The organism is Pantoea sp. CTOTU46764, assembly GCF_031974595.1.
Lineage (GTDB): Bacteria > Pseudomonadota > Gammaproteobacteria > Enterobacterales > Enterobacteriaceae > Pantoea > Pantoea trifolii.
Genome location: NZ_DALYOQ010000008.1, coordinates 70,241 through 93,861 on the forward strand (window position 1 = coordinate 70,241; position 23,621 = coordinate 93,861).

Annotated in this window: 21 protein-coding genes, 1 other RNA gene and 1 pseudogene; 6 read left to right on the forward strand and 17 right to left on the reverse strand. The window is 54.2% G+C overall.

From position 1 onward, the window contains the following. On the forward strand, window positions 1-50 hold a 50-nt coding region (locus RTM06_RS05085), incomplete at its 5' end, for an LPP leucine zipper domain-containing protein (RefSeq protein ID WP_312180438.1). 74 nt (window positions 51-124) lie between these two features. On the opposite strand, the gene RTM06_RS05090 is transcribed toward RTM06_RS05085, so the two are convergent. The 7 genes from RTM06_RS05090 to sufA form a co-directional block, all read right to left on the reverse strand. Beyond that, window positions 125-1,102, reverse strand: coding sequence for a L,D-transpeptidase family protein (locus RTM06_RS05090; protein WP_312180403.1), 978 nt, complete (start codon window positions 1,100-1,102; stop codon window positions 125-127). A 61-nt stretch (window positions 1,103-1,163) separates the two neighbouring features. Beyond that, the gene (gene sufE / locus RTM06_RS05095; protein WP_008102979.1) at window positions 1,164-1,580 is read right to left on the reverse strand and encodes a cysteine desulfuration protein SufE; all 417 of its coding nucleotides are present in this window, start codon (window positions 1,578-1,580) and stop codon (window positions 1,164-1,166) included. 20 nt (window positions 1,581-1,600) lie between these two features. Then, window positions 1,601-2,824 (reverse strand): cysteine desulfurase SufS, encoded by a 1,224-nt coding sequence (gene sufS / locus RTM06_RS05100; RefSeq protein WP_091003179.1) that lies wholly within the window; start codon window positions 2,822-2,824, stop codon window positions 1,601-1,603. Continuing rightward, complete coding sequence (gene sufD, locus RTM06_RS05105; protein WP_256696326.1) at window positions 2,821-4,098, reverse strand: Fe-S cluster assembly protein SufD; 1,278 nt, start codon at window positions 4,096-4,098, stop codon at window positions 2,821-2,823. The genes sufS and sufD overlap by 4 nt, the downstream gene beginning before the upstream one ends. Next, window positions 4,073-4,819 (reverse strand): Fe-S cluster assembly ATPase SufC, encoded by a 747-nt coding sequence (sufC, locus tag RTM06_RS05110; RefSeq protein WP_008102973.1) that lies wholly within the window; start codon window positions 4,817-4,819, stop codon window positions 4,073-4,075. Before sufC ends, sufD begins: the two co-directional genes overlap by 26 nt. Window positions 4,820-4,853: 34 nt before the next feature. Next, window positions 4,854-6,347, reverse strand: a complete 1,494-nt coding sequence (gene sufB / locus RTM06_RS05115; protein WP_312180410.1) for a Fe-S cluster assembly protein SufB — start codon at window positions 6,345-6,347, stop codon at window positions 4,854-4,856. Between the two features lie 7 nt (window positions 6,348-6,354). Beyond that, window positions 6,355-6,729, reverse strand: a complete 375-nt coding sequence (sufA, locus tag RTM06_RS05120) for a Fe-S cluster assembly scaffold SufA (protein WP_007892717.1) — start codon at window positions 6,727-6,729, stop codon at window positions 6,355-6,357. A gap of 389 nt (window positions 6,730-7,118) precedes the next feature. Between sufA and RTM06_RS05125 the strand changes: the two genes are divergently transcribed. Further along, the gene (locus tag RTM06_RS05125; protein ID WP_008102969.1) at window positions 7,119-7,523 is read left to right on the forward strand and encodes a hypothetical protein; all 405 of its coding nucleotides are present in this window, start codon (window positions 7,119-7,121) and stop codon (window positions 7,521-7,523) included. A gap of 30 nt (window positions 7,524-7,553) precedes the next feature. Here the strand turns inward: RTM06_RS05125 and RTM06_RS05130 are convergent, their stop codons facing one another. Next, a complete protein-coding gene (locus tag RTM06_RS05130; RefSeq protein WP_312180412.1) occupies window positions 7,554-10,607 on the reverse strand; it encodes an FAD-binding and (Fe-S)-binding domain-containing protein in 3,054 nt (1,017 codons plus the stop codon). A gap of 205 nt (window positions 10,608-10,812) precedes the next feature. Between RTM06_RS05130 and ydiK the strand changes: the two genes are divergently transcribed. Both ydiK and rprA read left to right on the forward strand, forming a co-directional pair. Further along, window positions 10,813-11,922, forward strand: a complete 1,110-nt coding sequence (ydiK, locus tag RTM06_RS05135; RefSeq protein WP_256696324.1) for an AI-2E family transporter YdiK — start codon at window positions 10,813-10,815, stop codon at window positions 11,920-11,922. 341 nt (window positions 11,923-12,263) lie between these two features. Then, window positions 12,264-12,371, forward strand: an RNA gene (gene rprA / locus RTM06_RS05140) — antisense sRNA RprA. 99 nt (window positions 12,372-12,470) lie between these two features. Here rprA and ppsA read toward each other — a convergent pair. Beyond that, entirely contained in the window at window positions 12,471-14,858 is a 2,388-nt protein-coding gene (ppsA, locus tag RTM06_RS05145) for a phosphoenolpyruvate synthase (RefSeq protein WP_312180414.1), read from the reverse strand. Window positions 14,859-15,307: 449 nt separating this feature from the next. Here ppsA and RTM06_RS05150 point away from each other — a divergent pair, with 449 nt between their 5' ends. Further along, window positions 15,308-16,135 (forward strand): pyruvate, water dikinase regulatory protein, encoded by an 828-nt coding sequence (locus RTM06_RS05150; protein WP_008102960.1) that lies wholly within the window; start codon window positions 15,308-15,310, stop codon window positions 16,133-16,135. Window positions 16,136-16,379: 244 nt separating this feature from the next. Then, on the forward strand, window positions 16,380-17,426 hold the full coding sequence (locus RTM06_RS05155; RefSeq protein ID WP_312180416.1) for a 3-deoxy-7-phosphoheptulonate synthase: 1,047 nt from the start codon (window positions 16,380-16,382) through the stop codon (window positions 17,424-17,426). A gap of 7 nt (window positions 17,427-17,433) precedes the next feature. On the opposite strand, the gene RTM06_RS05160 is transcribed toward RTM06_RS05155, so the two are convergent. From RTM06_RS05160 to ihfA, 8 genes and pseudogenes are all read right to left on the reverse strand, one after another. Next, the gene (locus tag RTM06_RS05160) at window positions 17,434-18,873 is read right to left on the reverse strand and encodes a protein adenylyltransferase SelO (RefSeq protein ID WP_312180418.1); all 1,440 of its coding nucleotides are present in this window, start codon (window positions 18,871-18,873) and stop codon (window positions 17,434-17,436) included. 98 nt (window positions 18,874-18,971) lie between these two features. Further along, entirely contained in the window at window positions 18,972-19,715 is a 744-nt protein-coding gene (locus RTM06_RS05165; RefSeq protein ID WP_293798047.1) for an EAL domain-containing protein, read from the reverse strand. A gap of 314 nt (window positions 19,716-20,029) precedes the next feature. Continuing rightward, window positions 20,030-20,488: an NlpC/P60 family protein gene (locus tag RTM06_RS05170; protein WP_008102952.1), complete on the reverse strand. Its 459-nt coding sequence runs from the start codon at window positions 20,486-20,488 to the stop codon at window positions 20,030-20,032. Between the two features lie 69 nt (window positions 20,489-20,557). Then, window positions 20,558-21,298, reverse strand: a complete 741-nt coding sequence (gene btuD / locus RTM06_RS05175) for a vitamin B12 ABC transporter ATP-binding protein BtuD (RefSeq protein WP_409455790.1) — start codon at window positions 21,296-21,298, stop codon at window positions 20,558-20,560. 6 nt (window positions 21,299-21,304) lie between these two features. Then, complete coding sequence (locus tag RTM06_RS05180; RefSeq protein WP_008102947.1) at window positions 21,305-21,850, reverse strand: glutathione peroxidase; 546 nt, start codon at window positions 21,848-21,850, stop codon at window positions 21,305-21,307. Between the two features lie 39 nt (window positions 21,851-21,889). Continuing rightward, window positions 21,890-22,873, reverse strand: coding sequence for a vitamin B12 ABC transporter permease BtuC (gene btuC / locus RTM06_RS05185; protein WP_256696317.1), 984 nt, complete (start codon window positions 22,871-22,873; stop codon window positions 21,890-21,892). Between the two features lie 90 nt (window positions 22,874-22,963). Beyond that, a complete protein-coding gene (locus tag RTM06_RS05190) occupies window positions 22,964-23,338 on the reverse strand; it encodes a DUF2502 domain-containing protein (protein WP_312180425.1) in 375 nt (124 codons plus the stop codon). A 190-nt stretch (window positions 23,339-23,528) separates the two neighbouring features. After that, a pseudogene (gene ihfA, locus RTM06_RS05195) lies at window positions 23,529-23,621 on the reverse strand (integration host factor subunit alpha); the annotation flags it as partial.

Genomic DNA, 23,621 nt, shown 5'->3' on the forward strand with positions numbered 1-23,621 from the left:
CTCGCGCTAACCAGCGTCTGGACAACCAGGCTCACTCTTACCGTAAGTAAGAGTACTGGTTGAAAAATGGTGCCCATGTGGCACCATTTTTTTTGTCCTGATTCTGCGTTTCTCTGGTCCGAATTCAGGGCTGCGCTATTGCTTCACCTACAGCTTCAGCACTCTGATTAGTTACTGGCTCACCGCTGCTCACTAACACCGGCATGCCTGAACGTCGGGATATCACTTCCTTTATCAACGCGGTATCACTCTTCTCATTCTTAGAGAAAGCTTTCAGCTGCGCAGACTGCGCAATCGGCATGGTTTGTGGATCATCCTTATCGTTGCGCGATAACGGCTGATGCACTTCAACGTAGCGCTTACCGTCGGGCTCAATCGCATATTTGATGGGCTGATTGATCACCTGCACGCGCGTTCCTTTTGGCACGCTGTTGAACAGCGCTTCAATATCATCCGGTCGCAGGCGAATACAGCCAGAACTCACACGCATACCAATACCAAAGTCAGCATTAGTGCCGTGAATCAGATACTGACCGGTTCCGCGCGCCAGACGCATGGCAAACAGCCCCATCGGGTTATCTGGCCCAGCGGGCACCACGCCCGGCAAGGTGATGCCCTCTTTGGCATAGCGCTTGCGGATATTGGTGGTTGGCGTCCAGGTGGGATTAGGGATTTTCTGGCTGATGCTGGTGACCATGGTTGGCGTCATGGCGCCCAGTTGACCGATACCAATCGGATAGACCACCACACGATCTTCACCTTTCGGATAGTAATAGAGTCGCAGCTCCGCGAGGTTAATAACGATACCTTCGCGTGGCGCATCAGGCAGCAGCATTTGCAGCGGCACGGTTAATTGTGTGCCGGCCTTTGGCAGCCAGGGGTCAACGCCGGGATTGGCTTCCAGCATGCCGAGCATGCCTATCTTATAACGCGCGGCAATGCTCTCCAGCGGCCGTTTGTCATCTGGCACAGTGGTCAGGGTATTCTCGCCAATTAAACGGCTGTTATCGGCTGGTAAGGGATATTCCGTAGCAAATGCAGGTGCAGAGAGTCCGCAACAGGACAACAGCAATGCACCGGCTAAACGTAAGGCTGGTTTCATGCAATTTTCTCTTTGTCGGATAGAACAGACCCCGGTCAAGCCGGGGTCTGGAGAGTGTAACTTAGCTGAGGGTCTGAGCGTTATGCCGGATCGCGCGGATCATGGCTTCCAGCCCCTGCGAACGCGAGGGAGTGAGATGTGAGGTCAGCGCTAATTCGCCGAACCAGTGGCGCACATCGAGATCGAGAATCTCTGGCGCCTTGAGCCCCTGATACAGGCTAAATACCACTGCAATCAACCCTTTAACGATGGCGGCATCACTGTCACCTTCGAAGGCGATGGTGCCATCGGCCTGCGGGGTCATGCGTATCCACACTTGGCTCTGGCAGCCTGAAATCACGTGTTCTGGCTGCTGTAAGCTTTCGGAGGATTCTGGTAATTTCCCACCGAGTTCAATGATGTAGAGGTACTTCTCTTCCCAGTTAGCGCAACGATTAAAGTTACGAACCAGTCTCTCTTTATCTGGCAAATTCGCCATGAATCACTCCTGAAATCTGCTCAACCGCCCAGCAGACGATGAATACGGGTCAAACCTGCGGCCAGGCGATCGGCTTCTTCTTCGGTGTTATACAGCGCGAAGGAGGCACGACACATCGCCGGCACCGCATAATGACGCATCAAGGGCATTGCGCAGTGATGGCCGGTGCGGATCGCAATACCGTATTGATCAAGGAAACTGCCGACATCAAACGCGTGATGCTTGCCGAGATTAAAGGCCACCACGCCGCTGCGACTTTCCGGACCGTAAATCACGAGATCCGGCACCGAAGCCAGTTTATCCAGCGCATAACGCATCAGCATCGATTCGCGCTGATGAATCACATCCAGGCCCAATTCGCTGATCCACGTTAACGCCGCACCTAATCCAATGATGCCGCCGGTATTCGGCGTGCCCGCTTCGAAACGCCATGGCGTACTGTTAAAGGTGGTGCCAGTTGGCAGCACCACTTCAGAAATCATCGAACCGCCGCCTTCCCAAGGAGGCATGATCTCCTGCAACGCTTTACGCGCGTACAACACCCCAATGCCGGTCGGACCATAAATTTTATGGCCGGAGAAGGCGTAGAAGTCGCAGTCGATATCCTGTACATCCACCGCGTGATGCATCACCGCTTGCGCGCCATCCACCAGCGTAATCACGCCAGCGGCTTTCGCTTGCGCCACGATGGCTTTCACCGGATTGACGGTGCCGAGCACGTTTGAAACGTGGGTCACCGCCAGCAAACGGGTGCGACTATCAATCAAGCCGCTCAGCTGCTCCAGCGCCAGTTCGCCCTGCGCATTCAGCGGCAGTACGCGAATTTCTGCGCCGGTACGCTGCGCCACCATCTGCCACGGTACGATGTTAGCGTGATGCTCCATCTCGGTGATGATGATGTTGTCGCCCGGCTGCAGCTGGCTGCCGCCCCAACTGTTAGCCACCAGATTGATGGCTTCGGTGGTGCCTTTGACGAAGATGATCTCTTCAGGCGAAGCGGCATTAAGAAAACGCGCGGCCTGATGACGCACGTTTTCCATATCGGTGGTCGCCTGCGCGCTCAACGAATGGATACCGCGGTGCACGGCCGCATAGCCGTGCTGGTAGAAATAACTTTCCGCATTGATGACCGCGAGCGGGCGCTGTGCGCTGGCCGCGCTATCAAGGTAGGCCAGCGGATGTCCGTTGACCTCACGTTTCAGAATCGGAAATTCCGCTCTGATGCGTTCGAGATCGAAACTCATGACTCGACTCCCGGAATACGCGCGGCAATGCGCTGCAGCACCACCTGGCGCAGTACCGGATTCTCCAGCGTTTCGGTGAGTTCAGCGGCAAATGCATGGATGATCATACGCTGTGCGGCAGTCTCATCGATGCCGCGCGAGCGCAGATAGAACATCTGCTCTTCATCAATACGACCAATGGTCGCACCGTGACTGCACTTCACGTCATCCGCATAGATTTCCAGCTGCGGCTTGGTGTCCACTTCAGCCAGACGGCCCAGCAACAGGTTGTTGTTGGTCATCTGTCCATCGGTTTTCAGCGCATGCTGTGCCACTTTGATCATGCCGTTGAACACCGCACGACCTTTATCGCGCGCGATGACTTTGTGCATCTGACGGCTGGTGCAGTAACCTTTGTTGTGCTCCAAGTAGCTGCGGGTATCGCATACTTCCTGATTCACCGGCAACGACAAGCTGTTGATCGCCAGATTGGTATTTTCGCCATTCAGCTGCGCGCTGGTGTTGTGACGCGATAAGCCCGCACCCAGCAGGAAGCTGGTGGTGGCGACATTCGCATCACGGCCCATCACCACGTCATTGTGCGCGAAGTGGTAAGCCTTCTCGCTCTCAAATGACAGTTTGATGTGCTGCAGTTTGGCATTGTCGGCCACGTCGAACGTGAAACGCGCGCCGGTAAAGTGCGCCACGTCATTCAGCGTAACGTAGTGCTCAATCACTTCCGCTTCTGCGCTGGCTTCCAGCTGCAGATGGTGGCGATGGTGCACAGTGTTGGTGCCCGCGTCCTGACCGCTGGTGATGTGCAGCAGATAGAGCGGTTTAGCCGCTGATTTGCCACGCGCCAGACGAATAGTGGTCGCTTCTTCCGCCAGACTTTCGGTCAGATGCAGGAACACTTCCGGCTGAATCGGTGCCGGCAGCGGACGACGCTCAGAAGCCTGCGCATGCTGAATTTCAAACAGGCCGGTATCACGGCTGCTCAATTCGGCCTGAAAGCGACCATCAACAAACACCAGACGCACCGCATCAACCGGCAGCGCCAGCGCTTCAACTTGCTCCGCGCTCACGTCCTGCGGCTGTGGCAGCACAAATTGCTGCGCCAGCAGGCCATCAAGCGGCGTGTATTTCCAGTTTTCATGCTTACGCGTGGGCAAGCCGACACGCATCAGTTGCTGCCAGTGCTGCTGCGCCTGTAAAGAACGTACGTCACCGCGCGATTCAAACAGGTGATGCCACTGCTGCAGGGCGTTATCACTCTTGGTCGGTAAGCCAGCCATAGCCTTGCTCCTCCAACTGTTTCACCAGCGAGAAGTCGCCAGATTTAACGATCTTGCCCTGATACAGCACGTGTACATGATCCGGCTTGATGTAATCCAGGATGCGCTGATAGTGCGTCACGATGATGAATGAACGCTTACCGTCGCGCAGGCTGTTAACGCCTTCGGCTACGATTTTCAGCGCATCGATATCCAGACCGGAGTCGGTTTCATCAAGGATGCACAGCTCAGGTTCCAGGGCCGCCATCTGCAGGATGTCGTTACGCTTCTTCTCACCGCCGGAGAAGCCGACGTTTACTGAACGGGTCAGCAAATCTTCTGGCATCTTCAGCAGCTGGATTTTATCTTCGATAAAGTCCTGGAAGTCGAAACGGTCCAGCGGCTCCTGCTCACGGTATTTACGCACCGCGTTGACCGAGGTCTGCAGGAAGAACTGGTTGCTGACGCCCGGAATTTCTACCGGATACTGGAACGCCATGAAGATGCCTTCACCGGCACGCTCTTCTGGCTCAAGTTCCAGCAGGTCTTTGCCCTTAAAGGTGACAGAACCGCCAGTGACTTCGTAATCTTCACGACCAGCCAGCGTTGCAGACAGGGTACTTTTACCTGAACCATTTGGTCCCATGATGGCGTGGACTTCGCCCGGTTTCACTTCAAGGTTCAGACCGCGCAAAATCTCTTTGTCTTCAACGCTAACCTGCAAATCTTTAATGCTTAACATACTCTTTCCTTCACATTGCTTCCGGCAACGGGCATCAGCCCACACTGTGCTCAAGGCTGATAGCTAACAATTTTTGCGCTTCCACGGCGAATTCCAGTGGCAGCTCGGAGAAAACGTCTTTGCAGAAGCCGTTAACGATCATTGAGATCGCATCTTCTTCGCTGATGCCACGCTGCAGGCAGTAGAACATCTGATCTTCACCGATGCGCGAGGTGGTGGCTTCGTGCTCCAGATGGGCGGTGTTGTTGCGCGTTTCCACATACGGGAAGGTGTGCGCACCGCACTCTGCACCAATCAGCATCGAGTCACACTGGGTGAAGTTACGCGCGTTGGTGGCGGTTGGCATGATTTTCACCAGGCCGCGATAGGTGTTCTGGCTCTTACCGGCAGAGATACCTTTCGAGATGATGGTCGACTTGGTGTTTTTACCAATGTGAATCATCTTGGTACCGGTATCCGCCTGCTGGCGGCCCGCAGTCAGCGCGACTGAGTAGAACTCACCAATCGAGTAATCACCGCGCAGGATGCAACTTGGATATTTCCAGGTGATCGCTGAACCGGTCTCAGACTGCGTCCAGGACATCTTGCTGTGATCGCCTTCGCACAGGGCACGCTTGGTGACGAAGTTGAGGATACCGCCCTCGCCTTCACCGCCTGGGAACCAGTTCTGCACGGTGGAGTATTTCACTTCAGCGTTTTTGTGGATGATCACTTCTACCACTGCGGCGTGCAGCTGATAGGTGTCACGCACCGGCGCAGAGCAACCTTCGATGTAGCTGACGTAGCTGTCTTCATCGGCGATCAAGATGGTGCGCTCGAACTGACCGGTTTTTGCCGCATTGATGCGGAAATAGGTCGACAGCTCCATCGGGCAACGTACGCCTTTCGGGATGTACACGAAGGTTCCGTCAGAGGCCACAGCCGAGTTCAGCGCGGCAAAGAAGTTATCGTTTGGCGGCACGACAGTCCCGAGATACTTCTGCACCAGCTCTGGGTGATCGTGAATCGCTTCGCCGAACGAGCAGAAGATAATCCCCTGCTCCGCCAGCTTGCCGCGATAGGTGGTCGAAACAGAGACGGAGTCGAAAATCGCATCCACCGCCACTTCACGCCCTTCACGCACCGGAACGCCTAACTGGTTAAACGCGTCTTCCACTTCCTTCGTCAGGTAGTCGCTGGACGCGACGCTGCCGGAGGTTTGGGTGGCGCCAGGTTCAGAAGCACAGCTGTCATCGCAGTTGCCGCAGGACGGCGCAGAGCAGTAGCTGTAATCCTGATAATCCAGTTTTTCGTAGTGCGCTTTCAGCCAGTGCGGCTCTTCCATTTGCTCCCAGGCGCGGAACGCCTTGAGACGGAATTCAAGCATCCATTCAGGTTCGTTACGTTTAGCCGAAATCGCACGCACCACATCTTCATTGATGCCGTGGGCAAATTCTTCGGTTTGTAACTGGGTAAAGAAGCCCTCTTTATAATTGAGCTTGCCTTCCCACATTTGTACATCATCAGATGCTTCGGTGTGTCGTGACATGTTTTACTTACTCGACGCCAAAGCTTTCACCGCACCCGCAGGCGTGTTGAGCTTTAGGGTTGTTGAATTTAAAAATCTGGTTAAGACCTTCGCGGACATAATCCAGCTCGGTACCGTCAACAAACGGCATCGCCTGAAGTGGCACAAACAGTTTTGCGCCGAATTGCTCAAACTGCAGGTCGTCATCGGCAGGATCCTTTACCAGATCCATGACGTACCCAAAGCCGGCACAGCCGGACGTTTTCACACCCAGTTTCAAGCCCTTGACTTCAGGGTCTTGTTCTACCAGGTTAAGAATCTGTTTCGCTGCCGATTCGGTCAGCGTGAGCCCTTTCCAGACGAAATCTTCGGGTGAAAAGGAGTCGGCATTTACTGATGACATTGTGCTACCTCGTATGTCTGGGCCTTTTCAGGCTATCCCCCTATGGTAGTGATATCAGATATCACTTCAACCTCTTGTTTTGCAGGGATAATCATCTCGTGCTATTTTTCACTGCTGCTTTATTAAGCATAGTCGCTTCAAAGCAGATTGGCGGCGGCATTCCTGTGCGTGCCTGACCAGCGTAACCCGTTAAATTGCCGCAAATTTTTTAAAATCAATTTTACGATTTAATCCTGATTGATAGGTTACGCCTTTCTACTATGTAAAGAAATTGTTATTGCCGATTTTAGTAACAGGCAGAAGAAATCAATAAAATTTCACAGCGGGAATTGCATTCCTGACGCGGTTGAATATGATAATGATTATCATTAACCTAAAAAGGTGGCGATATGACGCTTACCGTCTCAGCCTGGTTACAACATAAAATCGACGAATATAAGTTTTCGGTGCGCGATATCACCGTTGACTTCTATATGGCTCAGGCAAAGCTCAACCGCACCGATTGCACTCTCGACCAACTGCGTCGCTTCAACGACACCTGCCTCGATATGGCAGAAATCTGCGAACTCAACGGCGACGATCACAGCTTTCTGCATGCCATGGGCAAGCTCCATCACCGCTTAGTGCAGGAGATGGGCAATGCCGATCGTGACCGTTTGTTTCGGATTCAGGCCTATCAACTGGCGCGCCTGTCATTAACACGTTTGTGTCATCAACTGGCGCTGAGCGGCGAGTGGGATCAAGCTACCCGCCTGCAGAGTGATTTTGTTCGCCACGCAGGCTGGATATTCTAATCCAGCTTTGTGACGACTCCTACAATTTGTTTACATCATTTCCAGTAACGCTTGCAGTGGATGACGCATGCCATTGCCTTCTGCGCGTTTTACCTGACTACGACAGGAAAAGCCGGTTGCGAGACAGCGTTGACGCGGCAGCTTTTGCAGTTGCGGATGCCAGGAAAGCTCATAAATCCCCAGTGAATTCTCCAGGTTTTCGCTTTCGTGGCCATAGGTTCCCGCCATGCCGCAACAACCGACGTTAACGTTTTCCAGCTTCGCGCCAAAGCGTGCAAAAATGCTCTGCCACTGATTCGGCGTGGAGGGCAGCGCGGTCACTTCGGTGCAGTGCGCAAACAAATACCAGGCTTCGCCGCTGGCGGTTTGCTCCGCGCGAGGAGACAAGGCGGTTTGCAGCCACTCGTGCACCAGCTGCACACTAAACTCGCCGCGCTGATCGCCCAGCACCTGGTTGTATTCGTCGCGATAGCAAAGCACGGTCGCCGGATCGACGCCAACCATCGGCATGCCCAGTTTCGCTACGCGGTTGAGGAAATCAGCGGTTTTGCTGGCGGTGCGTGCAAAGCGTTGCAGGAAGCCTTTCACATGCTGCGCCTTGCCGTTCGGTGAGAATGGCAGTAGCACCGGACGATAACCGAGTTTCTCAATCAGCTTGACGAAATCAGTCACCAGCTGCGCTTCGTAATAGCTGGTGAAAGGATCTTGTACCACCAGCACACAGTTTTCACGTTGCCCCGCATCCAGTGCTTCTAACTGCTCCAGCGTCAGGTTCATCGCCGGATGGCCGCTTAACTGCTGCTTGAGGCTTGGCGATGACAGCAGTGGCAAATCCACCATGCCGATATGCGTTTTGCTCAGTTCGCGCATCCACGGCTGTTTGAGGAAGAAGTTGAACACCTTGGGCGCTTTAGCCATCAACGGCGCGTAACTCTCCACGCTAGCCACCAGATGATCGCTCATCGGACGCAGATAGCGCGTGTGATAAAGCTGCAGGAAGCGTGAACGGAAGTTCGGCACATCGATCTTGATCGGGCACTGCGTCGAACAGGCTTTACACGCCAGACAGCCCGACATCGCCTCTTTCACTTCGTGCGAGAAGTCATATTCGCCCTGATTCGCATGCCAGGTATTGCGCGTACGCTGAATCAGCGTACGCAAGCTGGCGCCCTGTTTGGGCAGCGCCAGCTCCAGCTGAACGGGATCCACGCCCTGCTCGGTGAGCAAGCGCAACCATTCACGCGTGAGTGTGGCGCGCCCTTTCGGTGAGTGAATGCGGTTGCGGGTGATTTTCATCGACGGGCACATCGGGCTACGCGCATCAAAGTTGAAGCACAAGCCGTTACCATTACACTCCATCGCGCCACGCCACTCGTTGCGTACCGTGACCGGAATCTGTCGATCGTAGGTGCCGCGTTTCACCGCATCAACCTGCATCATCGGTTCATCACTGCCCAGCGGCGTACAGATCTTGCCGGGATTCATGCGGTTATCAGGATCGAAGGCGGCTTTGATACGGCGCAATTCGTTGAACAGCGTCTCACCAAAGAATTCCGGGCTGTATTGCGCGCGGAAACCTTTGCCGTGTTCGCCCCACAATAACCCGCCGTAGCGTGCGGTCAGCGCGACCACTTCATCGGAGATCTGCTTCATCAGCAGCTCCTGCTGCGGATCGCACATATCCAGCGCCGGACGCACATGCAGCACGCCGGCATCCACGTGACCAAACATGCCGTAACTCAGGCCGTGGCTGTCAAGCAATGCGCGAAAATCGACGATGTAATCCGCCAGCTGCTCTGGCGGCACGGCGGTATCTTCCACAAACGGAATCGGCTTGGCGCGCCCTTTGGCGTTCCCCAACAGGCCAACCGCTTTTTTGCGCATATTATAGATGCGATCAATGCCGCCTAAATCGTTGCACAGTTGATAGCCGATCACGCCGCCCATCTGCTGCTGCATCAGCTCATTGAGGCGCTGGCACAGCGTGCTGATTTGCTGCTCAATCAGTTCACCATCATCACCGGCAAACTCCACGATGTTGAGGCCGAGCATCTCTTTGTCTGGCACATCGGTAATTAATTCATTTACCGAATGCCAGACGATATCTTCACGCGCCAGGTTCAGTACTTTTGAGTCAACAGTTTCTACCGACAGCGCTTTGGCTTCCACCATAAAAGGGGCGTTACGCAGGGCCGAGTCGAAGGAGTCGTATTTGATGTTCACCAAACGGCGCACTTTCGGGATGGGCGTGATGTCGAGGCGCGCTTCGGTAATAAAGGCCAATGTGCCTTCTGCGCCGCACAGCAGACGCGTCAGATCGAATGTCTGTAAATCATCACTGAACACATGACGCAGGTCGTAGCCGGTCAGGAAGCGATTGAGCTTGGGAAATTTCTCCAGAATCAGATCGCGCTGTTCACGACAGCGGCTTAACACCTGCTGATAAATGCGCCCTTCCGCCGTTGGCGTGTTCGCCAGCTGTTCCGCCAGGGCAGTCGGCATGGCGCGCGTATCGAGGATATCACCGCCCAGCAGCACCGCACGCAGTCCTTCAACGTGATCGGAGGTTTTGCCATACACCAGCGATCCCTGGCCCGATGCATCAGTGTTGATCATGCCGCCAAGCGTGGCGCGGTTGCTGGTGGAGAGCTCCGGCGAGAAGAAGAAGCCATACGGCTTGAGCCACGCATTGAGCTGATCTTTCACCACGCCCGCTTCGACCCGCACCCAACCTTGCTCGGTATTGATTTCCAGGATGCGGTTCATGTAGCGCGACATATCCACCACGATGCCCTGATTGAGCGACTGCCCGTTGGTGCCGGTACCGCCACCGCGTGGCGTAAACACCAGGCTGGTAAAGCGGGTTTCACCGGCGAGGCGCGCAATCAAGGCTACATCCGCCGTCGAGCGCGGAAACAGCGCCGCATCAGGCAGCAGCTGATAAATACTGTTGTCGGTGGAAAGCGAGAGGCGATCGGCATAGCTGGTGGCGGTATCGCCAGTAAAGCCTTGCTCTTTTAAGGACTGCAGGAATGTCAGCACCAGTTGAACGAGGCCCGGTGCCTGAGAAATCTGTGGGATCATTATTGAGTGACCGAGATGTTGTAAACGTTTGCGTCGTAATTTTTTTCAGCCATTGGTTTTATCATACTTTTCTGCTGGCTGCTGTTTTTTCAGGAAAGCGCGCCGCCGTCGCTGCTTTTCCTGTTTAATTTTCAGGAAATAGATCATCATTAATCAGGGCTGTTCAGCCCCACTCTGAAGGATTCAATCGAGGTTAACCGTTGTGATGAAAGACCTGCAACGCGGTATGGATTTACCGCAAATGCTGTTTTCACTGATGTTCATTCTGATCATGATCATCGCCAGTCTGTGGGTGGTGCAGCCCTTTATTCTCGGCTTCGCCTGGGCCAGCATGGTGGTGATCGCCACCTGGCCGTTGATGATTCGTCTGCAACAGATGTTATGGGGACGCCGCTCGCTGGCGGTCATCGCCATGACCATTTTGCTATTACTGCTGTTTATTATTCCTATCGCCCTGCTGGTCAGCAGCCTGATTGATAACAGCGCGCCGGTGATTGCCTGGGCAACGCAGCGCCATCTGGTGATGCCTGACCTTGATTGGTTGCGACAGATTCCCTATGTCGGCAGAAAACTCTATTCCAGCTACCACAAATTGGTGGATGGCGGCGGCGCGGCCATGCTGAATCAGGTGCAGCCTTATATTGGTCGTACAACGGGTTTCTTCGTGGCGCAGGCCGGACACTTTGGCCGCTTTATGATGCACCTCATCGTGATGCTGCTGTTCAGCGTGTTGCTCTACTGGCGCGGCGAGCAGGTGGGCCACGGGATTCGTCATTTTGCTTATCGCATGAGCGGACGCCGTGGTGATGCCGCCGTGCTGCTGGCTGGTCAGGCGATTCGCGCCGTGGCGCTGGGCGTGGTGGTCACCGCGCTGGTGCAGGGCGTACTCGGCGGCATCGGTTTAGCCATTTCCGGCATTCCTTACGCCACGCTGTTAACCGTGCTGATGATCCTCACTTGTCTGGTGCAGCTCGGACCGCTGGTGGTGTTAGTGCCAGCGATTATCTGGCTCTACTGGAGCGGCGATACCACATGGGGCACGGTGCTGCTGGTATGGAGCTGCGTGGTCGGTACGTTGGACAGCGTGTTGCGTCCGGTATTGATTCGCATGGGCGCCGATTTACCGATGATCCTGATCCTCTCTGGCGTCATTGGCGGATTGATTGCCTTCGGTATGATCGGACTGTTTATCGGTCCGGTGGTATTGGCGGTCTCTTATCGTCTGGTTTCGGTGTGGATGCATGAAGCACCTGAACCGGATGACGATATGCAAACCGCCATCGAAGCATTGGCCGATCACGAAGAAGAACATTAAGTTATTCGTAGGGTCGCCATTTATGGCGACCTGATACACCTTAATGCCCATCCAAAAACGATACGCAAACTCTCCGTTTTACACTGGCCTTACTTTAACCCGCCTAATGCCTCAACTTCGTCACCTTGCATTCCTTACTGATAATTATTTTTTTCCATAAGCGATTTTTAAGAAAAAACGCAGTTTTAGGCACTTTAGGTGGGATTTGCTTACGGAATGATTATTTTTGCAGCTGAAACAGCGGTCGATCACTAAGAAAATCACCACGAAAGGTTATCAGCTTTAAACTAATAAGAGGATTCTTAAAGACGCCAGCGGGCCTGACCAATAACATGTTTCCTATGTTTGGAATCAAGCTACTGATTTTTAAACAACCTTATTCCCCTGAGTAAAGTAAAGAATTGCTGTGTGTAGTCTTTGCCCATCCCCTGTGATGGGCTTTTTTTTGGCTTTTTTTCTGGCAAAACAACAAGGCCAGCAGCGCTGGCCTTGATAATTACCTTAAAGACACGTCAAATTCTCATTTGAAGCATCAAATTGCCACTTGGTTAATGTTTCGCAGCGTTGAGCTCTGCCAAACCTAACCAGGTTTCAACCACGGTATCCGGATTCAGCGACAGGCTATCAATGCCCTGCTCCATTAACCATGCCGCAAAGTCCTGATGATCCGACGGGCCCTGACCACAAATCCCGACGTATTTGCCCTGCTTTTTCGCTGCTTTGATCGACATCGACAACAGTGCTTTCACCGCATCGTTACGCTCATCAAACAGCGCGGACACCACGCCAGAGTCGCGATCGAGGCCCAGCGCCAGCTGCGTCATGTCATTTGAGCCGATGGAGAAGCCATCGAAGTGCTCGAGGAACTGTTCAGCCAGCAAGGCGTTGGACGGGATCTCACACGTCATGATCACTTTCAGGCCGTTCTCGCCGCGCTTCAGACCGTTTTTCGCCAGCTCGGCGACCACCGCTTCAGCTTGATCGACGGTACGCACGAACGGAATCATGATCTCAACGTTGGTCAGTCCCATTTCGTTACGCACGCGCTTCACCGCTTCGCACTCCAGCTTGAAGCAATCGCGGAAGTTGTCAGCAACGTAACGACCGGCGCCACGGAAACCGAGCATCGGGTTCTCTTCTTCCGGCTCGTAACGCTCGCCGCCGACCAGGTTGGCGTATTCGTTGGTTTTGAAATCCGAGAGACGAACAATCACGCGTTTCGGCGCAAACGCCGCACCCAAGGTCGCAATCCCTTCGGTCAGACGGCCGATGTAAAACTCAATCGGATCATCAAAGCCTTTCATCATCTGACGAATCTGCTGCTGCAGTTCTGGCGTCTGCTGATCAAACTCCAGCAGCGCTTTCGGATGCACGCCAATCATGCGGTTAATGATGAATTCCAGACGCGCCAGCCCAACACCTTCGTTCGGCAAGCAGGCGAAATCAAAGGCGCGATCCGGGTTACCGATGTTCATCATAATCTTCAGCGGCAGTTCCGGCATGGTATCGACCTGCGAGCTGGTGACTTCGAAGTCCAGCAGTTCGTTATAGACATAACCAGTATCGCCTTCGGCACAGGACACCGTCACTTTGTGGCCATCTTTCAGGTGTTCGGTGGCATCGCCACAGCCCACCACCGCCGGAATGCCCAGTTCACGCGCGATGATCGCCGCGTGGCAGGTGCGACCGCCGCGATTGGTCACGATGGCCGAGGCTTTCTTCATGATCGGTTCCCAATCGGGATCGGTCATGTCGGTCACCAGCACATCGCCTTTTTCAATGCGGTGCATCTCGCTGATGTCGTGAATCACTTTAACTTCACCGGCACCGATGCGATGACCAATGGCGCGGCCCTCGACCACCACTTTGCCTTTACCCTGCAGCGTATAGCGTTCCATCACCTGACCGTTGGAGCGCACCGTTTCCGGACGCGCCTGCACGATGAACAGTTTGCCGGTGTGGCCATCTTTCGCCCACTCAATGTCCATTGGGCGTTTGTAATGCTGCTCAATCAGCACCGCCTGACGCGCCAGCGCCTGCACTTCATCATCAGTTAAGCTGAAGCGATCGCGCTGTTCCTGCTCGACATCTTCAATGCGCACCTGCTCGCCATGCTCCTGCGAATCGGCGTACACCATGCGCAGCTTTTTCGAGCCCATGGTGCGACGCACAATCGCCGGGCGATTGGCTGCCAGCGTCGGTTTGTGCACGTAGAACTCGTCAGGGTTAACCGCGCCCTGCACCACCATTTCGCCCAAACCAAAGGCTGAGGTGATAAACACCACCTGATCGAAGCCTGATTCGGTATCAATGGTAAACATTACGCCTGATGAGGCGAGATCCGATCGCACCATGCGCTGAATACCGGCCGAGAGCGCTACGCCGCGATGGTCGTAGCCCTGATGCACACGGTAAGAGATAGCGCGATCGTTAAATAAAGAGGCATACACGTGCTTCACCGCGATGATCACCGCGTCATAGCCCTGCACGTTAAGGAAAGTCTCCTGCTGGCCGGCAAACGAGGCGTCGGGCATATCCTCGGCGGTGGCTGACGATCGCACCGCAAAGGAGGCGTCGGCATCATCAGCAGAGAGTTGTTCGTAGGCGCTACGAATCGCCGCTTCCAGCTCAGGCTGGAATGGCGTATCGACCACCCATTGACGAATCTGTTTACCCGCTTGCGCGAGCTCAGCAACATCATCAACATCCGTTTTATCCAGCAAATCGTAAATACGCTGGTTCAGTCCGCTTTGATCGAGGAACAGATTAAACGCATAAGATGTGGTCGCATAACCGTTTGGCACGGAAACACCCAGCGACGACAAATTCGTAATCATTTCTCCCAGGGAAGCATTCTTGCCTCCCACCCGATCAACATCATGCATGCCAAGCTGGTTGTACCAGAGCACTAGCGACTGTTGGTCTTGATTGGACATTGAGATTATCCTTTTAAATGATGTGAATACACATGGAACATTTTGCTATTCGCTAAAACAGCCTGGCACAACCGATAAATAAAGACTAAGTGTTGAATCGTTAAAGCAGGAAAAGAAAGGCAAAATCGGATTAGTACTTAGAATTAATTGAGTTGCGCAACCGTGCTATTTCACGCCAATTGATTGCTGCAACGATATTTTTCCCTTTTTCAGAGGGTTAGCGATTGATTTTCGTTGCGCAACGGCTTCACACTTTATTTCATGCGCGAAAAGGAAAATGCGCGAAAATAACGCTTTTCAAAACAGCATTTCATCTAATATTGATTATTCGCTGATTTATCTTTGTGAGCACAATAGTGAACAATATGGATATTTCATTTTACTATTAATTAAAATGAAATATTGTCATCAATAATTTAGACATTGATACGCAAGAGGATATTTGCACGATGAACACTGAACGCAGCGTATTTTACATTTCTGATGGCACCGCCATAACCGCCGAAGTACTGGGCCATGCGGTGTTATCTCAGTTCCCGGTGATGGCCCACAGCGTGACGCTGCCGTTTGTTGAGAATGTGCAACGCGCTCAAGCGGTTAAAGCGCAGATTAACGCGCTCTATCAGCAGAGCGGCGTGCGCCCGCTGGTGTTCTTCTCTATTGTGACGCCCGATGTACGCGAAATTATTCTCGAGAGTGAAGGCTTTTGTCAGGACATCGTGCAGGCGCTGGTGGCACCGCTGCAAAGCGAGCTGGGCGTGGCATCAATGCCGGTTGCGCACCGCACACACGGTTTAACCGCCAGTAACCTCGGCAAATATGACGCGCGTATCGCGGCCATCGATTATACCCTCGCGCATGATGACGGCATTTCTTTGCGCGGTTTAGAAGATGCGCAGGTAATTCTGCTCGGCGTGTCTCGCTGCGGGAAAACGCCCACCAGCTTGTATTTAGCGATGCAGTTTGGCGTGCGCGCCGCTAACTATCCGTTTATTGCCGATGATATGGATAACCTGAAACTGCCGCCGGCGCTGCGTGCACATCAGCATAAGCTGTTTGGGTTGACCATCGATCCTGAACGTCTGGCGGCGATTCGCCAGGAACGCGCGGAAAATACCCGTTACGCCTCGCTGCGCCAATGCCGTCTCGAGGTGGGCGAAGTGGAAGCGCTGTTCCGCACCAATCAGATTCGTTATCTCAACAGCACCAATTATTCGGTGGAGGAGATCGCCACCAAAATCCTCGACATCATGGGCCTGAACCGCAACATGTATTAGGTATTGCTTGCGGTCGCCATAAATGGCGTCCCTACAAAAACCGCACAACACATTCGTAGGGTCGCCATTTATGGCGACCTCGTTACTACATTCCTGACCTGTATTTGAATCGTAAAGCCACGCTTCCGTCTAATTTGAAGACCTTTGTTTTTAGCAGGTTGAATTCGCAGGCTATTAGTTTATTGTGACCATCATCACTTCCCGGTATTTCACCGCTGCGAAGAAAAAATTTTTGAGAATCCCAATGAACAAGACTGATGAACTGCGTACCGCGCGCATCGGTAGCCTGTTAACTCCGGCTGCGCTCGCGCATGAACACCCTATTTCGGCAGAGATTGCCGCCAACGTCACGGCTTCCCGTCAACGCATCGCGCGCATTCTGACCGGCGAAGATCCGCGTCTTTTAGTGATTATTGGCCCTTGCTCGCTGCACGATCCTAAAGCGGCGATTGAGTATGCTGAACGTCTGAACGTGCTGCGCGAGCGCCATAAAGATCGTCTGGAAATTGTCATGCGCGCCTATTTTGAAAAACCGCGCACCGTGATTGGCTGGAAAGGCCTGATTTCCGATCCGGATCTGGATGGTAGCTATGATGTCAATCGCGGCATCGCCATCGCGCGCAAACTGCTGCTGGATATCAACGCGCTGGGCATGCCAACCGCCACCGAATTCCTCGATATGGTGATCGGCCAGTTTATTGCCGACCTGATCAGCTGGGGCGCAATTGGCGCGCGAACCACTGAAAGCCAGATCCACCGTGAGATGGCATCGGCGCTCTCCTGCCCGGTCGGTTTCAAGAACGGCACCGACGGCAACGTGCAGATCGCGGTCGATGCGATTCGCGCCGCGCGCGCCAGCCACATGTTCCTGTCACCGGATAAAAACGGTCAGATGACCATTTATCAAACCAGCGGCAATCCGCATGGTCACATGATCCTGCGCGGCGGTCGTCAGCCCAACTATCACGCCGAAGATGTGGCGGCAGCGGCGGCCAATCTGCGCGACTTCAATCTGCCGGAGCAGCTGGTAATCGACTTCAGCCACGGCAACTGCCTGAAGCAGCACGGTCGTCAGCGTGATGTTGCCGATGACGTGACGGCGCAAATTCGTGCCGGATCGCGCGCGGTCGCGGGTGTGATGATCGAGAGTTTCCTGCAGGAAGGGAATCAGAAAGTGGTGAGCGGTGAAGCGCTAACCTACGGCCAGTCGATCACCGATCCCTGCCTCGGCTGGGAAGACAGCGCCGAGGTGCTGGCAAAACTGGCTGCCGCTGTCGACAGCCGTTTTTAACTGACGCTTAGCTGGAACAACTCACTTCCAGCGTTTTGCCCCACTCTGGTGGCCGTTGGCGCAACTCGGCGCTGACGGCCGCATCGCTAAACGGCTGCTGTAACGCGCTATGCAGTTTAGCTAACGCCGTGGTCTCGCCGTTCTCGACCTCTTCAATCACCTGCTGCGCCAGATAGTTGCGCAATACTAGCGCCGGATTGGCCGCCTTCATCACCGCCTGACGCTGCGCATCGCTGGCGTGGTCTTGCAACAGCCGCTGGCGATAATCGCTGTACCAGCGATCAAAAGCGTCACGATCGATAAACTCATCCCGCAACGGCGAACGGCTTTCATCTTGCTGCGTGTCGCTTAGCATGCGGAAGGTCAGCGTGTAATCACTGCGTTCCGCCGTCATCATCGCAAGCAAGCCGGTCAGAAGCGTGTTGTCATTGGCATCCGCCGTCAGCAAGCCGAGTTTGGCACGCATTTTCTCGCCCCAGACGCGCATCAGCTCGTTTTCATAGTGGCCGAGCGCCTGTTTAAGCTGCTCGGTGGTCATTAAGCCCGACAAGGCGTGCGCCAGGCGATTAAGGTTCCACAGGCCAATCATCGGCTGATTTTCGAAGGCGTAGCGGCCCTGATAATCACTGTGATTGCAGATGTAATCCGGCTGATAGTCGTCGAGGAAACCGTACGGACCGTAATCCAGCGTTAAGCCCAGAATCGACATGTTATCGGTGTTCATCACGCCGTGCGCAAAGCCCACGCTTTGCCAATGGGCGATCAGGCTGGCGGTGCGTTTGACGATATCGGTGAACCACAGCAGATAACGGTCCGCTTCCTCTTTTAGCTGCGGCCAGTGATGGCGAATAGCGTAATCCGCCAGCTGGCGCACTTTGTCTTGTTCACCACCGTAATAGAAATGCTCAAAATGGCCGAAACGCAGATGGCTGTCGGCAATGCGCATCAGCATCGCACCGCGTTCCTGGGTTTCGCGCAGCACCGGTTCATCGCCGATGGCGAGCGCCAGCGCGCGCGTGGTGGGAATGCCAAGATGATGCAGCGCTTCGGACGCGAGGAATTCGCGTACGCTGGAGCGGATCACCGCGCGACCGTCGCCCATGCGCGAATACGGGGTCAAACCGGCGCCTTTTAAGTGCCAGTCGAGCTTACGCCCATTCGTCAGCTGCTGTTCACCCAGCAGAATGCCGCGCCCATCGCCCAGTTGTCCCGCCCAGACGCCAAACTGGTGGCCGCTATACACCTGCGCCAGCGGCGACATGCCGGGCAACAGTTCGCGCCCTGACCACACGCCATGCCCGTTGCCGGCGAACAGTGCATCGTCTAAACCCATCTCTTGTGCCAGCGGCGCATTGTGATAAAACAGCCGTCCACCTGCCAATGGCGTTGGGTCCAGCGCGGTGTAGAATCCGGCTAATTCTTGCTGCCAGCTATTGGTAAATTGCATCGACACTCCGGAAGGTGCGCTTAACGAAGGCACCCGCATTGAGTTTTAAGATAACCAGGATTGTAACGCCGACGCGGCGCGGAAGACAGGCGAAAGGATTACTGCTGCGAAGGCGTGTGTAAATTCAGATCGGAATAGATGAGATCGCTAAGACGTTCAGCTTTAACCACCGGGAACAAACTGCCCTGCAGCTGCGCACCACTCAACGTGCTCATCTTTTCCATCATTTGGTTATCGTCAATACCACAAATAATGATCTGCTCCGCAAAATCAGAAAAATTATTGATAACCGTCTGAATAAAAGGCGTAAACGAGGCACGTTTTGCCAGGTTCTGAATAAAGACTTTATCCAGTTTTAACACGCTAAACAGATTATCGTAGACCGCTGTTGCCGGTGCTTTTCCTGCACCAAATTGTGAAAGCGATAAACGAAATTCACTTTGTAATGCGGCGAGCAAAGGATGGGATTTACCCAAAGATAATTGCGGAAACGTTTCGCTGATATCCAAAACAATAAAAGGAATTTGTCGGAATTTCCTTAACAGAAATTCGCTGGCCAAAAGTGTATTGGCCATGGAATCATCGATACGTACCAACGCGGTAATTTGATTAACCTCAAAAAAGTCGCGGTACTTTTCCAGCAATGAAAGCTGGCTTTGCAGCAAACGTAATTGCTGCGCATCGTCCAATTGTGGCAATAACAAATCCTGCGGCAGCGTAATAGGTGCGCTGTCGTGGACAAATTGCGTCACCAGCTCGACCGCAGTCAGCTGGCCCGCCAGAGAGTAAACTGGATAAAACCAGGTTTCCGACTGATAGTCGGCAGACAAATGGACTTTCATTTTTCAAGCCAGAAGCAATGGCAATTGGCGCATCGTATATCAACGAATACCACCAGGCAATAGGACCAAACGTTTGAAGAGGTGCCGTTTTAGGTCTTATTACGCCGATTTAAGCCGCAAATAATACTTAAGCCAAATAAGCCGGGGTTAATATCCATACCAATTAAATAAATTTAGCTTTATTAATAGTATTAAATCGATGGCGGGTAAAGTGCCATTCTAAATGATAGTTAAATATCGGCACGATTCGGAATTAATTCAGGGTGAGATAACCTTTCTTTTTCCGCGTCTTTATTAAGCGATATAAGCACTATTTAGATGCGACGCGCCTGCCAAAATACTTTGCGCCAGTAAACGTTATCCAGCGAAGAGCGGATCACACCTTGGCTGGTCGAGGCGTGAATAAAGGTGTTGTCGGTATCGTAAATACCCACGTGTAAACCGTTTTCTCCACTGCCGGTTTTGAAGAACACCAGATCGCCAGGCAGCAGATCGCCTTTGTCGATGCGCGTACCAATGTCGGTTTGGTCAATGGTCGAGCGCGGCAATTGCATCTCAAATTTATCGCGGAAGGTCAGGTAGACGAAGCCGGAACAGTCCACGCCACCGCGGCTTAACCCGCCGTAGCGATACGGCGTTCCGCGCCAGCGGCTCAGCTGATCGTTAAGTTGGGCAATCACGGTGATGGAATCAGACAGGCGACCGTTAGGCGGCGGTGCATGATGGCTACAGCCCGCCAGCAAAAGTGCCAAAATCAAAATTGTCAGCCGCATCAGCCTTTTCCTCTCTCCCTCGTCCGGCTGACACTTTAGCGGCAAAGCGCCACGGCACGCAATCCTCTGTCAGGGAATAAGCAACAGCGGGCCTTGTGCAGTATCGATTTGTTCAAACGGGGTTTGGTAAAGCGGCGCTAATTGCGCAGCGGTCAGCACCTCGCGGGCGCGGCCCTGATGTACCACCGAGCCTTGATGCATTAGCCACACGCGATCGGCGTGACGCAGGCTGTGATTGAGGTCGTGCCCGCTGGCAACAATTGCCAGGCCGCTACGGCACAGTTCGGCCAGCAACTTATCAACTACGCGCTGTTGCGCCACGTCGAGAGCGCTCATCGGCTCATCCAGCAGCAGCAGTTTGCCGCGAGGATTGATCGCCGGATGTACCTGTAACACCACGGCAGCCAGCCGCACACGTTGCCATTCACCGCCAGAAAGCTGCGTCAGGCTGCGCGTCAGCTTATCCTGCAGAGCTAATTGCGCAAGCACGTGCTGTAAGACGCAGTCCGTTTCTGCCGTTTGGGCGGAGATATGCATGCGTAAGTAATGCCACACCGGCATTGGTCCCGGCGCCATCTGCTGCTGCGGCAGCCAGCCGCGCAACTGAGCCAATGCCGCACCGTTTAACGTGGACAGCGGCGCGCCATCCAGCAGAATCCGGCCCTGACTCGGCAACAAACCGGACAGCACGTTGAGCAAGGTACTTTTGCCCGCACCGTTCGGCCCCACCAGATGTACTAACTCACCGGCGTTAACGCTAAGTTCAACGGGAGCCAGCCGCCCTGCGACGCTGACTCCCTGACACTGCAATAGCATTTACTCGGCCAGCGCCTGCTCTACACTTTTCAGGATGATGGGATCGTCCGGCGTCATATCCGGTGAGAAGCGCGCAATCACTTTGCCCTGCTTATTAATGAGGAACTTCTCGAAGTTCCACAGGATATCGCCTGGCGCTTTCGGCGCGCGGCCTTTGCTCTCCATGCGCTCAAGGAAACCGCTGCCTTCCGGGCGTTGCGCCACTGGCTGCGCCGCCGTCAGCTGCGCATAGAGCGGATGACGATGCTCGCCGTTGACGTCAGTTTTATCGAACATCGGGAAAGTCACGCCGTAGGTGGTGCTGCAGAAGGTTTTGATCTCTTCGTTGCTGCCCGGCTCTTGCTCGAGGAACTGATTGCACGGGAAGCCCAGCACGCTGAAGTTCTTATCCTGCCAGGCTTTCTGCAGCGATTCTAACTGCTCGTACTGCGCCGTCAGGCCGCATTTGGATGCCACGTTCACCACCAGCAGCACCTTGCCTTCATAGGCGGCCAGCGAAGTTTTTTCACCGTCCAGCGTCACCAGTTCTGTTTGATAAATGCTCATAGTCGATTCCTGTTGTTGATAACACGTTGCCAGCCAAAGCTAGCGCGAAGACTTCACTAATAACACGATAAACAGCGGCGCGCCGAGCGTGGCGGTTACCACGCCAATCGGCAGTTCGGCGGAGGTTAACACCAGCCGCGCAATAATATCCGCGCCCAGCAGCACTGCGGCACCGGCTAATGCCGCCGCAGGCAACAAATAACGATGATCGCTGAAACCGCTGAGACGCAACAAATGCGGGATCACCAGACCGACAAAGCCGATTGCCCCCGCCATCGCCACGCTCACGCCCACCAGCCAGCCCATCGCCAGCACCAGCAGGTTGCGCCACAGCAGCAGCGGTAATCCGAGCTGACGCGCCGAGGTTTCGCCCAGCGCCAGCAAATTCAGCGTGCGCGCGGTAGCGATCAGCAGCAGCGTAACCGGCAGCAGCGCCAGCATCATCCAGCCATAGCGCCAGTCGATGCCGCTAAAACCGCCCATCATCCAGTACATCAGCTGGCGCAGATCGAGGCTGGTGCTAAAGTACACCGCCCACGTCATGATGGCGCTACAGATAATGCCGAGCGCCACGCCGGTCAACAGTAAGCGGCTTACCGACAGTTGTTTGTGGGCGAAGTGCAGCAGAATCAGGGTGATCAGCAGTGCACCGGCCATTGCCGCCAGCGCTAAGCTCCATAACGAACCGTTGCCAAGCATCACGCCCAATACCAGACCAATTCCTGCCCCATTCGACACACCCAATAAGCCGGGTTCCGCAAGCGGATTATTGAACAGTGCCTGCATCACCACGCCGCACACTGCCAGCGCCGCACCCACCAGCAACACCGCCAGCGTACGCGGCATGCGCAGCTGCCAGACGAACAGATCGCCTTGCGCCGAAAACCATTGTGTTGGGGAGATCCAGCTGTCACCGGCCGACAGGCTAAGCCCAATGAGCAGCAACAGCAGCGCACTGAGTGTGATGAGCCAGCGCTGGCTGCGGCGGTTTGCCTGAGAAGCAAGCTGATCCAGCAGAGTCATAGATAAGATTGGCTGAGAAAACAGAGATTTGATTGTAGTGGGATTACAGCAAAAAGAAAGCGGCGCTGTGGAGGCGCCGCTGGAGAAGCATTACTGATGCGGGGGAAGCGGCTGACCGTGATTATCACGCTTCTGCTGATTATCATGCTGGTCGTGATGCTGCGGTTGCGGCTGTCGCTGTGGCTGACGTTTGTCATCCCGATGCAGCCCATTGCCCGGATGCTGCGCCTGCCAGCCGTTACCGTTCCAGTAACCGTGCGGACCTTTGGTGCCAATGCGCTGATTATGGTGCTGTTTCCACCACGTTGGTGCACGCCAGTCGTAGCCATCCCAATAGTAGCCACGCTTATCCTGATCGCCGATATGCACCGAAACGCCCGGCGTGTTGATGTTGACGGAAACATTGGCGCTAGCCAGCAGCGGCATGCCTAACAGGATGCTTAATAAAAATGCTGTCTTTTTCATTATTCAAACCATTTGCTATGTGATGGCGCTGTTATAGCAAAAGTGTTGACGCTGTCACTATCGGTGAGGACCGATTTTCGCCCTATTTTCCGGATACTTACGAAATCCTTACAGCGTGGATAAATCATGTAGAACGACCAAATTTAAGGCAAAAAAAAGGCCGCTAGGCGGCCTTTTTGTCGTACTGAAATTAGTCAGCATCCTTGGGTGTCGCGTTCTCGACGCGACTTTTCAACTTCTGTCCCGGACGGAATGTCACCACTCGGCGCGCGGTGATAGGAAT